Origin of the sequence: Sorangium sp. So ce176 (assembly GCF_051519835.1) — a bacterium.
GTDB lineage: Bacteria > Myxococcota_A > Polyangia > Polyangiales > Polyangiaceae > Sorangium > Sorangium cellulosum_G.
Genome location: NZ_CP150371.1, coordinates 9,037,901 through 9,051,215, shown reverse-complemented (window position 1 = coordinate 9,051,215; position 13,315 = coordinate 9,037,901). Strand labels below are relative to the sequence as shown.

9 protein-coding genes are annotated in these 13,315 nt (G+C 75.1%); 6 read left to right on the top strand and 3 right to left on the bottom strand.

The window, feature by feature from the left end; genetic code table 11:
* Position 1: 1 nt before the first annotated feature.
* Together WMF42_RS34230 and WMF42_RS34225 are read left to right on the top strand one after the other, a co-directional pair.
* Entirely contained in the window at positions 2-2,980 is a 2,979-nt protein-coding gene (locus WMF42_RS34230) for an AAA family ATPase (RefSeq protein ID WP_437687152.1), read from the top strand.
* A gap of 39 nt (positions 2,981-3,019) precedes the next feature.
* Complete coding sequence (locus WMF42_RS34225; protein WP_081426876.1) at positions 3,020-3,592, top strand: AAA family ATPase; 573 nt, start codon at positions 3,020-3,022, stop codon at positions 3,590-3,592.
* A 254-nt stretch (positions 3,593-3,846) separates the two neighbouring features.
* Here WMF42_RS34225 and WMF42_RS34220 read toward each other — a convergent pair whose 3' ends face one another.
* Positions 3,847-4,983, bottom strand: a complete 1,137-nt coding sequence (locus WMF42_RS34220) for an AAA family ATPase (RefSeq protein WP_437687150.1) — start codon at positions 4,981-4,983, stop codon at positions 3,847-3,849.
* A 99-nt stretch (positions 4,984-5,082) separates the two neighbouring features.
* On the opposite strand from WMF42_RS34220, the gene WMF42_RS34215 reads away from it, so the two are divergent.
* The gene (locus WMF42_RS34215; protein ID WP_437687148.1) at positions 5,083-5,760 is read left to right on the top strand and encodes an RNA ligase family protein; all 678 of its coding nucleotides are present in this window, start codon (positions 5,083-5,085) and stop codon (positions 5,758-5,760) included.
* Here WMF42_RS34215 and WMF42_RS34210 read toward each other — a convergent pair.
* Complete coding sequence (locus WMF42_RS34210; RefSeq protein ID WP_437687146.1) at positions 5,749-6,357, bottom strand: hypothetical protein; 609 nt, start codon at positions 6,355-6,357, stop codon at positions 5,749-5,751. The genes WMF42_RS34215 and WMF42_RS34210 overlap by 12 nt on opposite strands.
* Before the next feature lie 142 nt (positions 6,358-6,499).
* Between WMF42_RS34210 and WMF42_RS34205 the strand changes: the two genes are divergently transcribed.
* Positions 6,500-7,045, top strand: coding sequence for a hypothetical protein (locus WMF42_RS34205; protein ID WP_437687144.1), 546 nt, complete (start codon positions 6,500-6,502; stop codon positions 7,043-7,045).
* A gap of 158 nt (positions 7,046-7,203) precedes the next feature.
* Positions 7,204-9,708 (top strand): beta-glucosidase family protein, encoded by a 2,505-nt coding sequence (locus WMF42_RS34200; RefSeq protein ID WP_061611386.1) that lies wholly within the window; start codon positions 7,204-7,206, stop codon positions 9,706-9,708.
* Between the two features lie 42 nt (positions 9,709-9,750).
* On the opposite strand, the gene WMF42_RS34195 is transcribed toward WMF42_RS34200, so the two are convergent.
* The gene (locus WMF42_RS34195) at positions 9,751-11,139 is read right to left on the bottom strand and encodes a sigma 54-interacting transcriptional regulator (RefSeq protein ID WP_061611387.1); all 1,389 of its coding nucleotides are present in this window, start codon (positions 11,137-11,139) and stop codon (positions 9,751-9,753) included.
* Positions 11,140-11,685: 546 nt separating this feature from the next.
* Between WMF42_RS34195 and WMF42_RS34190 the strand changes: the two genes are divergently transcribed.
* On the top strand, positions 11,686-13,311 hold the full coding sequence (locus WMF42_RS34190) for a protein kinase domain-containing protein (RefSeq protein ID WP_437687141.1): 1,626 nt from the start codon (positions 11,686-11,688) through the stop codon (positions 13,309-13,311).
* The last annotated feature ends 4 nt before the right edge of the window (positions 13,312-13,315 follow it).

The following is a 13,315-nucleotide window of genomic DNA, read 5'->3' as shown; positions in this document are numbered from 1 at the left end:
CGTGGCGCAGGGCGGGGGGCGCGGAGCGGAGGACCCGAGCGACGCCGGGCCGGGCGCTCCGGAGAGCGCGCTGCCCCCGGTCGCGCCGCCGACGATCGAGCACTTCATCGGCCGCCGCCCGCACCTGCGCGCCCTGCACCGCGCCGCGGAGTCGCTCTTCGTGGAGCGGCCCGTCTCGGTGCTCGTGCACGGCGGCGCGGGCATGGGCAAGAGCGCGCTCATCCACCACTTCCTGATGGGGCTCCGCCGCGACAAGGGGCCGGTGGTCCTGCGCGGGCGCTGCGCCCTCGGCGCGACCGAGTCCTACAACGCGCTCGGGGAGCTCATGGAGGCGCTGAGCCGCCACCTCCGGCGCATCCCGGCCGACGAGGCGGCGCGCCTCCTGCCGCGCGACGTCCGCGCGCTCGCCCGGCTCTTCCCGGCGCTCGGGCGCGTGCCCGCCGTGGCCGCGGCGCCGCGCGTGAGCGAGGCGCCCGACGCCCAGGAGCTGCGGCGGCGCAGCTTCGCCGCGCTCCGGCAGCTCCTCTGGCGCATCGCCGAGCGCCGCCCGCTCATCGTGGCGATCGAGGACCTCCAGTGGAGCGACATCGACAGCGCGGCGCTCCTGCTCGAGGTCACGCGGCCGCCCGACGCGCCCGCGATGATGTTCCTCGGCAGCTACCGGACCGAGGACGTCGCCGCGAGCGCGCCGCTCCGCGCGCTGCTCGACGGGATGGGGCTGGATCACCGCGCCGCCGGGGAGGGCGAGGCCGCGCCCGGCGCGCCGGAGCGCGTCGAGCGGCAGCACCGGGACGGCGCGCTGCGCGAGATCGCGGTCGGTCCGCTGTCGCCGATCGAGGCCGAGGAGCTCGCGCTCGCGCTCCTCTTCGCGCGCGGCGAAGGCACGCGGGCGCGGGCGGACGCCGTCGCGCGCGCGTCGCGGGGCGATCCGCGGCTGCTCGGCGAGCTCGCGCGCGACGCGCAGGAGCCGGCGGGGGAGGGCGCCGCGCGGGGCGACGCCGCGCTCGCCAGGGCGCTGGAGGCGCGGCTCCACCGCCTTCCGGAGCTGGCGCGCCGGCTGCTCGAGGTGATCGCCGTCGCCCGGGAGCCGATCGAGGCGGCGGTCGCCGCGCGCGCGGCGAAGCTCGACGACGAGGAGCGCGCGCCGGCGCTCGCGCTGCTGCTCGCGGAGGACCTGATCGCCGCGCGGCCGGCCGGAGAGGGCGAGCTCGTCGAGGTGTCGCACGACCTCGTGCGCGCGCCCGTGGTCGGCCGGCTCGCCCCGGAGCAGCTCGCGGCGCGGCACCGGCGGCTCGGCCGGGCGCTCGAGGCGCTCGGGACGGCGGACGCGGAGACGCTGGCGCGGCACTGGCTCGGCGCGGGTGAGCCGGCGAGGGCGGGGCGGTTCGCGGCGCGCGCGGCCGAGCAGGCGGCCGAGGCGCTCGCGTTCGAGCGCGCCGCGCGGCTCTACGAGCGCGCGCTCGGCCTGCTCTCGCGCGAGGCGGGGCTCCCCGAGGCGGAGCGGCGCGCGCTCGAGGTCCTGTGCGCCGACGCGCTCGTCAACGCGGGCGAGGGCGCGGCGGCCGCGGCGCTCTACGCGGCGGCCGCGGAGGGGGCGGAGAGCGGGCCCGGGCTCGAGCTCCGCCGCCGCGCCGCGGAGCAGTACCTGCGGAGCGGGCACATCGACGAGGGGCTCGAGCTGATCCGCGCGGTGCTGAAGGCGGTCGGCCTGCCGCTCCCGGAGACGCCGCGGCGCGCGCTGGTGTCGCTGCTGCTGCACCGCGCCGAGCTGCGCCTGCGGGGCCTGCGGTTCCGCGAGCGGCCCGAGCGGGAGGTGCGCCCGGAGGACCTCGCGCGCATCGACGCGTGCTGGACGGTGACGGTGGGGCTCTCCGGCGTCGACATGGTCCGCGCGGCCGAGTTCTCGGCGCGCGCCCTCCTGCTCGCGCTGCGCGCCGGCGAGCCGTACCGCGTCGGCCGCGCGCTCGCGTTCGAGGCCTCGTCCGCGTGCATGATGGGGTCGCCGAACCGGGCGCGCGCGGAGGAGCTCGTCGCGGCGGTGCGCGCGCTGGCCGAGCGGCTCGACAGCCCGCACCTGCTCGGCCTGTCGATGATGGTCTCCGGCATGCTCGAGGCGTTCACGGCCGGGCGCTGGAAGGAGGCGGCCGCGTGGTACGAGAAGGCGGACGAGCTGCTGCGCGATCGCTGCGCCGGCGTCGCTTGGGAGCTCGTGACGACGCAGCTCATGGCGTCGTGGGTGCGGTACTACCGCGGGCAGATCGGCGCGCTCGGGCGGACGATGCCGGCGGTGCTCCGGGGCGCCGAGCAGCGGGGCGATCGCTACGCGGTGGCGATCTTCGGCGCGCAGGCCGCGTGGGTGGCGCTCGCGGCGGACGACGTGGCGGGCGCGCGGGGCGCGATCGCGGGGGCGCTGTCGCGGTGGACGACCTCGGGGTTCCACCTCGAGCATTTCGTGGGGCTGCTCGGCGAGACCTACGCCGACCGGTACGCCGGCCGCGCCGGCGCCGCGCTGAAGCGGCTCACGGCGGCGTGGCCGGCGCTCGAGGGCTCGATGCTGCTGATGATGCAGAACAGCCGCGTGATGGCGCACGTGGAGCGCGCGAGCACGGCGCTCGCCGCGGCCGAGGGCGCTGTCGACCCCGAGCCGCTCCTCCAGGCGGCGCTCAGGGACGCCGCCGCGCTCGCCCGGGAGAAGACGTCGTGGTCGGACCCGTTCGTGCCGCTGATCCGCGCCGGCGCGGCCGCGCTGCGGGGCGACAGGGACGCGGCGATCGCGCAGCTCGAGGCGTCGGCGGCCGGGTTCGACGAGGCGGACATGTCGCTCTACGCGGCCGCGGCGCGGCGCCAGGCCGGCGAGCTGCTCGGCGGGGAGAAGGGGCTGCAGCGGCTGCTCGTGGCGGACGCCGTGATGGCGCGGGAGAAGATCAAGAGCCCGGCGCGGTGGGCGGCGATGCTGGCGCCGGGGTTCGGTCGGAGGTAGCGGAGCAGCGCTCCGGGATACGCGGGAGGATCGGCCATCGTGACGGCGTATGTGAGCTTGCCTGAATCTCCCGCGATCTTCCTGATCACGGGCCTCATGGCTGCTGGAAAGTCGACGGTTGCCCAGGCGCTGGCCGAGCGCCTGCCGAGGAGCGTGCATTTGCGGGGTGACGTGTTCCGCCGCATGATCGCGGGCGGACGCGCCGAGATGGGCTTCGAGCTCTCCGAGGAGGCGGAGCGGCAGTTGCGGCTCCGCTACAGCATCGCGGCGGCGGCGGGCGAGCTCTATTTTCAGGCCGGGTTCACCGTCGTGCACCAGGACATCATCCTTGGACCCTCGCTGGCCGAGGTGGTGCAGCACTACGCGCCTCGTCCTCTGCACGTCGTCGTCCTCTGCCCGGACCCAGCCGTTGTCGCGGCGCGCGAGGCGGGCCGAGCGAAGCGCGGCTATCGAGACCCCTCCGCGGTCCTCGATTTCGACCGTGTATTGCGCGCGGAGACGCCGCGGCTGGGCCTCTGGCTGGATACATCGGGCCTCTCTGTCGCGGAGACCGTGGATCAGATCCTTGCGCGGCGGAGCGAAGCGCGTATCGACGGCGGGTCCACCGGCTAGTCCCGCGCCGCCCAGGTTCATCCCTGGTTCATGAGAGAGGGACCCACAGAGGCACAGAGGGCAAGAGGAGAGAATCAACAATTCTCCCTCTGTGCCCTCTGTGCCCTCTGTGCCCTCTGTGGTTCAAATCCTTCTCCGTCAGGGAAAACCAACCTGGGCGAGCGGTCGAGGCTGCGTCGCGCCACCACGACGTGCTCGTCTCCACGCATCGCGGCAGGCCCCCTCCGAGGGCCGGTCAGCTCGGATCCAGCGCTCTACCCCGCCCCGCGCACCGCCAGCACCACCTCGTGCGCCTCGGTCCTCGCCGGGATCTCCCACCGCTCGCTCATCCGCCGGATCACCGCCTCCGGCACCGCCGCCTCGCGCGCGCGGTTCTGCGCGAACAGGACCGCCGCCGGCGCCTCCACGTACACGACGCGGATCCTCGCGCCGTAGTCGGCCACCATCTGCAGCAAGGGCCCGCGCCGCTGCCGCGACAGGTTCGTCGCGTTCCACACGAACCGCTCGCCGCGCCGGAGGTGCTCCTTCGCCCGCTCGCGCGCGGCCTGGACCACCTGCCCCTGCGTGTCGGTCGGATCGATCTCGAGCTCGCTCCGCAGCGCGTCCAGGGAGACGACCGGCCAGCCCGCGAGGTGCTCGCGAACATACGTGTCCTTCCCGGCGCCCGGGAGCCCGCTCATCACCACGACCTCGGCGCGCGTGTCGTCGTACACCTCCACGTCCGGGTGCCGCCCGCTGGCGGGGTCGGACCGGAAGTACACGAAGCGCGTGTGAGCCGACGCGAAGGAGCGCGGCGCCGTGTAACACCCCTCCTCGCGGCAGAACTCGCGGAAGAGCTCGATGTTGTCGACGACGCGGGCCATGTCCGCGCAGACGCGACCGCGGATATCGGCCTCGGCCACGAGCGCGAGCAGGTCGCAGCGCGCGTGGAGGCTGACCTCGGCGGCGACGCGCCGCGCGTCGTCGCGCTCGATGAGGTAAAAGGGGATCTGGTGGTAGCGCACGAGCGCGCACACCTGCTCGCGCAGCGCGAACGGCGCGCCGAGCTCCCAGAGCAGCCGGCGCGCGAGGAGCTCCCCCGCGCGCGAGTGGCCCTTCGCCGTGATCCGCCCGTCCTCCTCGCGGGTGGTCGCCGGCTTGGCCACGTCGTGCAGCAGGCACGCGAGGTACACGGCGCGCTGCTCCTCCGCGGGCAGCGCCTGCCACGCGGGCAGCCCGAGGAGCGTCTCCAGCACCATGCGGGTGTGAATCCACACGTTGCCCTCCGCGTGGTGGATCGGGTCCTGCGGGCAGGCCTCGAGCGCACGCACCCAGTCGAAGACCTGGAGAGCATCCCAGGGGACACGCGCCGGATCGGGCGTGAGGAGGTCGAGCAGCGATGACGAGGACATGACGAACACCCCCTGGCGAGCGCGGGCCGTCTCCGACGGCGCGCGGCGCGGGAACGTAGCATGTCCGGTCCGGGGCGGCGGTGCTACGCTGGCGCCGCCATGTCCGCCAAATACCCTCGCTCGTTCCACCTGCCATGGTCGCCCGGCGGCACGTCCGACGACAAGCGGATGGCGGACGTGTCGGGGCTGCTCGGCGTCGAGATCGTCATCACCGAGAAGTGCGACGGGAGCAACCTCACCTACACGCGGAAGAGCGTCTTCTCGCGCTCGCACTCGGGCCCTCCGTCCCACCCGAGCTTCGATCTCGCGAAGGCCACGCACGCGAGCATCGCTCACCTCCTCTCGGAGGGCATGTCGCTCTTCTGCGAATATTGCTACGCGGTCCACTCCATCGAATACGACGCGCTGCCGGGCTATTCGCTTGTCTTCGGCGTGCGCGACGACGCGCGGGGGCTCTTCTGGGAATGGGACATGGTCGTCGCCCAGGCGAAGGATCTGTCGCTCCCCACGGTGCCTGTCCTGTTCCGGGGCGTCGTCGCGAGCGAGCGCGAGCTCGAGGCGCTGACGAGCGCGCTCGCGCGCGAGCCGTCCGCGTTCGGCGGCCCCCGCGAGGGGGTCGTGGCGCGGGTCGCGCGCGAGTTCCCGGACGCCTCGTTCCAGCGGTGCCTCGCCAAGTGGGTGCGGCGCGGGCACGTGCAGACGGACGAGCACTGGATGCACCAGGAGATCCGGGCGCAGCGGCTCGCCCCGGCGCCGGCACAGGGCCTATCGCCGTGAGGCCAGCGCCGCGAGCCTGTCGCAGAGGCGCTCGCGGAGCGGGCCGTAGGTCGTGCGGTAATCCTCCCAGTCGATGCGCTCGTCCGCGACGATCTCGCGCCAGATCGGGCTCGCCGCGCCGTAGTCGTGGATGGCCCCCGCCTCGGCGATCTGGACAGCGAAGAGCGGCACCCGGATCGCGTGGAAGAGCTTCTTCTTCGAGGCCTCCGGCGCCTCGTCGAAGCGGGCGCCGGCCTTCTTGAAGTCGGACGCCGAGCGGCCCGCGGCCGACGCGGCGAGCTTCTTCCTGTCGAGCTTGAACGGGAACGGCGGCCTCGCCTCCTTGATCCGGTGCTCCGGCGGGAGGAACAGGCACTCGAGCGCGAAGACGCTGTGATCGGCGAGGGCGCCGCGGAAGGCGTCGAGCCCGTGGACGACCACGTTGACGCCGGGCGCGAACGCGAGGTCCTGCGTCGCGTCGCGGCGCGCGAGGACGGCGACGAAATCCTCGTCGGACGTCGCGGTCGCGGTGCCGTATACGCGCGACCCGATGCGGTACGCGCTGTGGACCTCGCCGTCTGCACGGCCGAGTACGCGGAGAACTGTCGACAGGCTCATCCGATGCCTCGCGGCGAGGGGGCCCGCTAGCCTTGCGCCGTCGCCGGCGCCGCGCAACGAAGCCGCGTCGTCCCTCCCACGTCTCCCGTCTTCCGCGCGCTGGGGCTCGACGTGCCCCGGCGCGCGGCGGGAGAATGGCCTCGTGATCCGCTTCGCCGTCGCCTGGCTTCCCCTCGTCGCCCTCGCGGCCGGCTGCCATCACGGCGACGGGGCCCTCCACGACGACGGATTCCGCAGCCGGCTGGCGCGCGGCTGCCGGAGCGAGCCCGACTGCCTCGTGCTCGAGCTCGACGCGCAGGCCCGCGCCGACCGGTGTGTGTCGGCGTGCGAGGCGGCCGACGCCGACCTGCGCGCGTCGAGGGCCCTCGTCGCCCGCCACCGGCAGCAGCGCGAGGCGCGGCAGGCGCAGATCGCGGCGCAGCAGCAGGCCGGAGAGGCCGCGGAGCGCGAGGCCGCGAGGGCCGCCGCGGAGCGCGAGGCCGCGAGGGCCGGCGAGGAGCAGCGCGCCCGGGAGGCCGCCGAGACGCCCGCCTCCGCGCCGCCCGGCGGCCGATCGGGCGCGCAGGAGCCACAGCGGCCGGCGTCCGAGGGCCGCGTCTGCTGCTGCGACGGCACGCTCTCGCCGACGTGCACCCGCGTGAAGCGGGGTTGCTGCTCGCACCACGGCGGCGTCTGCGCTTGCCCGTGAGCGCGCTGCTCGCGCCCGGCGAGCTCAGCGCCTGCGCGTGGGCGCTCGCTCACACAGCGCGATCGCGGCTCTCCTGTGAACCTGGTGTTTCCTCGACGTCGTACGTACCGTTCTGGCTCGCCGCCTCGGGGGGCGGCGTCCGCGCTTCAGGAGGGTTCATGGCCGCCGACTCGCACGCTGCTCTTCATGGGAACCGGATCGAACACCAGCCCGAGGCCGTGGAACGGCGCGTGGAGGAGGCCCTCGCCGCGCTGTCGCTCGAGCAGAAGGTCCGCCTGCTGACGGGCGCCGACGTCTGGAGCACGCACCCCGAGCCCGCCATCGGCCTGCGCCGCATCGTTGTCTCGGACGGCCCTGTCGGCGTGCGCGGCGAGCAGTGGGACGAGCGCGATCCCTCCGTGAGCCTCCCTTCCCCCACCGCCCTCGCGGCCACGTGGGACGAGGCCCTGATCGAGCGCGTCGGCGCCCTGCTGGCCGCGGAGGCGCGGCGCAAGGGCGTCGACGTCGTCCTCGGGCCGACGATCAACCTGCACCGCAGCCCGCTCGGCGGCAGGCACTTCGAGTGCTTCTCCGAGGACCCGCTGCTGACCGGCCGGATCGGCGCTGCCTACGTCCGCGGGCTGCAGGCCCACGGCGTCGGCGCCACCCCCAAGCACTACGTCGGCAACGACTCGGAGACCGAGCGCTTCACCGTCGACGTCCGGATCGACCAGCGGACGCTGCGCGAGCTCTACCTCGCGCCCTTCGAGCGGGCGATCGTCGACGCGCGCGCGTGGCTCGTCATGGCCGCCTACAACGCGGTCAACGGCGCGACCATGACCGAGAGCCCCTTGCTCGCCTCGCCGCTCGACGACGCGTGGGGCTTCGACGGCGTCGTGGTCTCGGACTGGACCGCGACCCGCTCCACCGCGGCCGCGGCGCGCGCGCGGATGGACCTCGCCATGCCAGGCCCGATCGGACCGTGGGGCGACGCGCTTGTCGCCGCCGTCCGCAGCGGCGAGGTGCCCGAGGAGGCCATCGACGAGAAGGTCCGCCGCCTGCTGCGCCTCGCCGCGCGCGTCGGCGCGCTCGAGGGGGTCGCGCCGGCCGCCCCCGCCCCCGCGCAGCTCCCCGCCGACGCGGCCGCCCGGCTCGCCCGCGAGGTCGCCGCGGCCAGCATGGTGCTCGTGCGCAACCAGGGCGACGCGCTCCCCCTCGACGCGTCCACCCTGCAGCGCGTGGCCGTCATCGGCCCCAACGCCGCGCAGGGGCGGATCCAGGGCGGCGGCAGCGCCAGCGTGCACCCGCACTACGCCGTCTCGCCGCTCGAGGGCCTGCGCGCCGCGCTGGGCCAGCGCGTCGAGGTGCGCCACGCGCTCGGCGCCCGCAGCCTCGAGGGCCTGGTGCCCGTGGCCGGCGACCAGGTGACCGACCCCGTGACCGGCGAGCACGGCGTGCACGTGCGCCTCCTCGACGCGAGCGGCGACGCCTTCCACGAGGAGCACCGGGCCGTCGGGAAGCTCACGTTCATCGGCGACTTCCGCGCGAACCGGGCCGCGACCATCGAGGTGACGGCGCGGTTCCGCGCCGCCGAGGCGGGCCGCTACAGCATCGGCGTGGCCGGCGTGGGCGCCTACCGGCTCACAGCGGGCGGGCAGGTCCTCTTCGAGGAGACTGTCGCGCCGGACAAGGACGACATGGCCGCGATGCTCCTCGCCCCGCCGCAGCGGGCGGCCGAGCTGACCCTCGCCGCGGGCCAGGAGATCGACCTCGCCCTCACGCACGCTGTCGCCCCCGACACGTTCGCTGTGGCGTTCTCGCTCGGCGTCGAGATCCCCGCGCTGCCCGACGACGAGGAGCTGGCGCGCGCCGTCGCGCTCGCGCGCGCCTCCGACGTCGCGATCGTTGTCGTCGGCACCACGGAGGCGATCGAGAGCGAGGGCTTCGACAGGAGCTCGCTCGCGCTCCCCGGCCGCCAGGACGAGCTGGTCAGCGCGATCGCGGCCGTGAGCCGCCGCACCATCGTGGTGGTGAACTCCGGCGGCCCGGTGACCATGCCCTGGCGCGACGAGGTGGACTCGGTGCTCCTCGCGTGGTTCCCGGGCCAGGAGATGGGCAACGCCGTCGCCGACGTGCTGCTCGGCGCCGCGGAGCCCGGCGGCCGCCTGCCGACCACGTGGCCGTCGCGGCAGGAGGACGTGCCCGTGCTGTCGACGAAGCCCGAGCACGGCAAGCTCGTCTACGCCGAGGGCCTGCACATCGGCTACCGGGCCTGGGCCCGCGCCGGCGTCGCCCCGGCGTACCCGTTCGGGCACGGCCTGGGCTACACGCGCTGGGAGATCCTCGACATCGACGCCCCGGCGAGCGTCGCGGCCGGCGCGCCCGTCGAGGCGCGGGTGCGCGTGCGCAACACGGGGCCCCGCCGCGGGCGTCACGTGGTCCAGCTGTACCTGTCGCGGCCCGGCTCCGAGGTCGAGCGCCCCGTGCTCTGGCTGGCCGGCTTCGCCGCCGTCGAGGCCGAGCCCGAGCAGGCGGTCGACGTCGTCATTCCCGTCGCGCCCCGGGCCTTCGCGCACTGGGCGTCGGGCGGCTGGCAGGTCGAGCCCGGCGCGTTCACGCTGCACGCCGGACACTCGGCCACCGTCCTGACCCGGCAGGCCGCGGTGGTGATCCTGGAGCCCTGAGGCCTGGAGCCCTGAGGCCGCGCCGCTCCGGGCGGCCGGGCCTCACCCCTCGGCGTCGTCGTCCTCGGCGGGCTCGTCGCTCGCCGAGCGCCGCCCGAGCCAGCGGCGGAGCTGCGTGCGGTGCACGCCCAGCGCCCGGGCCGTGCGCGCCACGTTCCCCTCCTCGCGGCGCAGCGCCTCCTCGATCACCTCGTCCGCGGGCAGCGACGCCGCGCGCCGCGCCGCGCGCTCGCCGTGCTGCGCGCTCGCCGGCGGCAGCGAGCCGCGATCCGTCGCCGTCGTGCCGGCCGCAGGCTGCTCCGGCGCGCTCGACCGCGCCGGGGCGAAGGCGTGCCCCGCCGAGGGCGACAGGTGCCGCGCCTGGACCACGTGGCTCTTCGCGAGCTGCGCCTCCTGCGCCGCCGCGCGGATCTCCGCCATCAGCTCCCGCACGTTGCCGGGCCACGCGCGCAGCAGGCACGCCTCGATCAACGACGCGTGGGCCACCGGCGGCGCGCTCGCGCTCTCCGCGCCGCGCTCGACGGCCGCGCCTGCGCTGCGCAGCGTCGCGTCCACGATCCACGGGATCTCCTCCGGCCGCTCGTACAGCCGCGGGATGCGGACCGCCGGCTGCGCGATGCGGAAGAAGAGATCCTCGCGGAGCTTCCCTGCGGCCACCTGCGCGCGCAGGTCCTTGTGGGTCGCGGACACCATCGCGAAATCCACCGGGATGGGCCGCGACGCGCCGAGGGGGAGCACCTCCCGCGCCTCCAGCGCCCGCAGGAGCTTCGCTTGCACCCCGAGATCGAGCTCGGCCACCTCGTCGAGGAAGAGCACCCCACCCTGGGCGGCCTGCACGTACCCCTCGGCGTCCGCCGCGGAGCCCGAGTACGCGCCCTTGCGCGCGCCGAAGAGCAGCCGCTCGGCCAGGCCGTCGGGGATGGCGGCGCAGTTCACGGCGACGAACGGCCCCCCGCGCCGCGGGCCGAGGGCGTGGAAGGCCCGCGCCGCGTGCTCCTTGCCGGTCCCGCTCTCGCCGGTGATGTGCAGCACCGTCCCCGAGCGCGCCGCGCGGTCGATCGCGTCCCACGCGCGCGCGAGCGTCGGCCCGAGGATCGTGCCCCCGGTCCTCGAGATCCCCGCCCGGAACGGCTCCACATCGGCCTGGATCACGAACACCGACGAGCCCGTGCGCACGATCCGCAGCTCGCTGCCCGCGCGCGCGCCTGTCAGCGGCGCGCCGTCGAGCGACGTTCCGTTACGGCTGTCAAGGTCCTCGACCTCCCACTGGCCCTGGCGCCAGCGCACGCGCGCGTGCCTGCGCGACATCTTCAGGTCGTCGAGGGGGACGCCTCCGACCTCGCCGCGCCCGAGCTCGAGCTCGCCGTCCTTCAGCGGGAGGACATCGCAGCGGGGGCTGTCCACGGAGAAGACGAGCACCAGCCCGGGCATCGGCCTCCTGGAACGCAGGCGTTCCGAGGCCGCACCGAAGGAGTCGTCCAGGGTTGTCCTGGGTGCAGTGGGCACCACGTTGCTGGCGAGTCTAGCGCGGACCTGAAGCGATGAGGATCCTCCTGACGAGGATCGCCGCCTGTCACGTCGTGGAACGGGGAGAGGGGCGCTCCGGCCACAGCCGCGGAGCGCGCCTTGCTCCTTCGAAATCGCTTGTTGCGAATTGCCTCAGCGTGACCGATGCGCGTGGACGATTCTCCTCCGGGAGTAACGGCTCTTTCCATTGCGGCCGTGAGACCGGGCGGAAGAGCGCCGAGCTCGCCAGAGGTCCCGGCCGCGATGGGGCGTGAGCCCCGTGTTTTGCCGCGCGGGGGCCGGCGCTGGCCGGGCGATGGGCGGTGGTTCGTTGCTTGCTTTCGGGATGGACGACCCATGAAGCACGAGCCTCAGGACCCCGGACACAGCAGATCGTTCGCCAGGAGAGGCGATGCGAGCACCGGCGGTGTCTCGTCGTGCGTCCGCGGGTTGCCGCGGAAGGAGCGCGCCGTGGGCGAGGTCCTCGCTGGCAAGTACCAGATCGTGGGCCGGCTGGGCGCGGGCGGCATGGGCACCGTGTGGAGGGCGCGCAGCCTGTGGCTCGACGTCGACGTGGCGATCAAGGTGCTCCACGAGGAGCAGTTCGACGCGCACGCCGCCGAGCGGCTGCTCCGCGAGGCGCGCGCGACGGCGCGGCTCGGCCACCCGGCGATCGTGCGCGTGTTCGACTTCGGCGAGACCGACTCGGGCGAGCCGTTCCTGGTGATGGAGCTGCTCGAGGGCACGTCGCTCTCGAACTGGCTGGACGCGAACGGCCCGATGCCGGTGGGGCAGGCGGTCCAGATGCTCTTGCCTGTCGCGTGCGCCCTCGCGGCCGCGCATGCGCAGAGCATCGTCCATCGCGACATCAAGCCCGCGAACATCCTCGTCGTGCCCGACGGCGCGGGCGGCCATGTCCCCAAGGTGGTCGACTTCGGCATCGCCAAGCTCGCCAACGCGGCGAGCCCCTCGATCACCCAGCGAGGGATGATCGTCGGCAGCCCGGAGTACATGTCGCCGGAGCAGGCCGACGGGCAGCCCGAGGTCGGCGAGCAGACCGACGTCTGGGCGTTCAGCGTGGTGCTTTACGAGCTCATCACCGGGCGGCGGCCGTTCAGCGGCGAGACGCTCAGCGCGGTGATCTCGGCGATCTTCAGCAAGGAGCCGGTGCCGACGACGCAGCTCGGCGCGGGCGACGAGGCGCTCTGGGCGATCCTCCGGCGAGGGCTCGCCAAGTCGCCCGCCGAGCGGTGGCCCACCATGCGCGCCCTCGGCCGCGCGCTGGCGTCCTGGGCTGTCGAGCGCGGGATCACGGCGGATGCGGCGGGCACGTCGCTCGAGCACCAGTGGCTCGCGCGAGGGGCGGAGTCGCCGGGCACGGCGGAGCGGCCTGCGCCGGGCGTCACGAGGGCCAGCGCCGTCTCCGGTCTGCCGGCGGCGCAGCGCCGGGCCGGCGCGCGGGGGACGCTGCTGGCGTCCCCCGCGCCGGCGGTCACGCCTGGCGGGCGTCGGGGCGGCACGGTCGTGATGGCGGAGGCGCCGAACGGCAGGTCGCTCGGCTTCTCGCCCGCGCTGCGGCTGCAGAAGGCGCTCCTGATCGGGGTCCTCGCCGCGTTCGTCGCGCCGGTGGTCGTCGTGATGGGGCTGAACGCGCGGGGCAGAAGCGCCGGCGCCGCGGAGCAGGTGGCGGCAGCCGGTGTCCCCGCTGTCCATCCGGGCGCCGCGCTGGCCCCCAGGGCGGCGGCCCCGGCGGCGCCCGATGCGGACATCGCTTCTGCGGACACGGGGGCCCCGCGCGCGGCAGCCTCTGGCACGGTCGTGAGGAGCGCGCCGGGGGACGAGCCGCTCACGCCGCGCGCCGCGCGGCCCGCGTCACCGCTCGCGGCGCCCGATCCGGGGGACGAGGAGCCCTATCCGTGGGACGACGACCCGCCCGCCGAGGGGGCCGAGCCGCTTGCTCAACCGGTCGAGGCGCCCGTCCAGCGCGTCAGGGCGCCCGCTCCCCGCACCGAGCCGACGGCCCGGCCCGGCGAGCCGCCGTCGCGTTCGAGGCCCCGAACAACGTCGATGCCGCTCCCGGCGACGCCGGATTTCTGAGGTG

Bases quoted from the DNA above. Each gene is read 5' to 3' on its own strand.
- WMF42_RS34220 (WP_437687150.1), bottom strand. From the start codon at position 4,983: ATGTCCTCGTCATCGCTGCTCGACCTCCTCACGCCCGATCCGGCGCGT.
- WMF42_RS34215 (WP_437687148.1), top strand. From the start codon at position 5,083: ATGTCCGCCAAATACCCTCGCTCGTTCCACCTGCCATGGTCGCCCGGC.
- WMF42_RS34210 (WP_437687146.1), bottom strand. From the start codon at position 6,357: ATGAGCCTGTCGACAGTTCTCCGCGTACTCGGCCGTGCAGACGGCGAG.
- WMF42_RS34200 (WP_061611386.1), top strand. From the start codon at position 7,204: ATGGCCGCCGACTCGCACGCTGCTCTTCATGGGAACCGGATCGAACAC.
- WMF42_RS34195 (WP_061611387.1), bottom strand. From the start codon at position 11,139: ATGCCCGGGCTGGTGCTCGTCTTCTCCGTGGACAGCCCCCGCTGCGAT.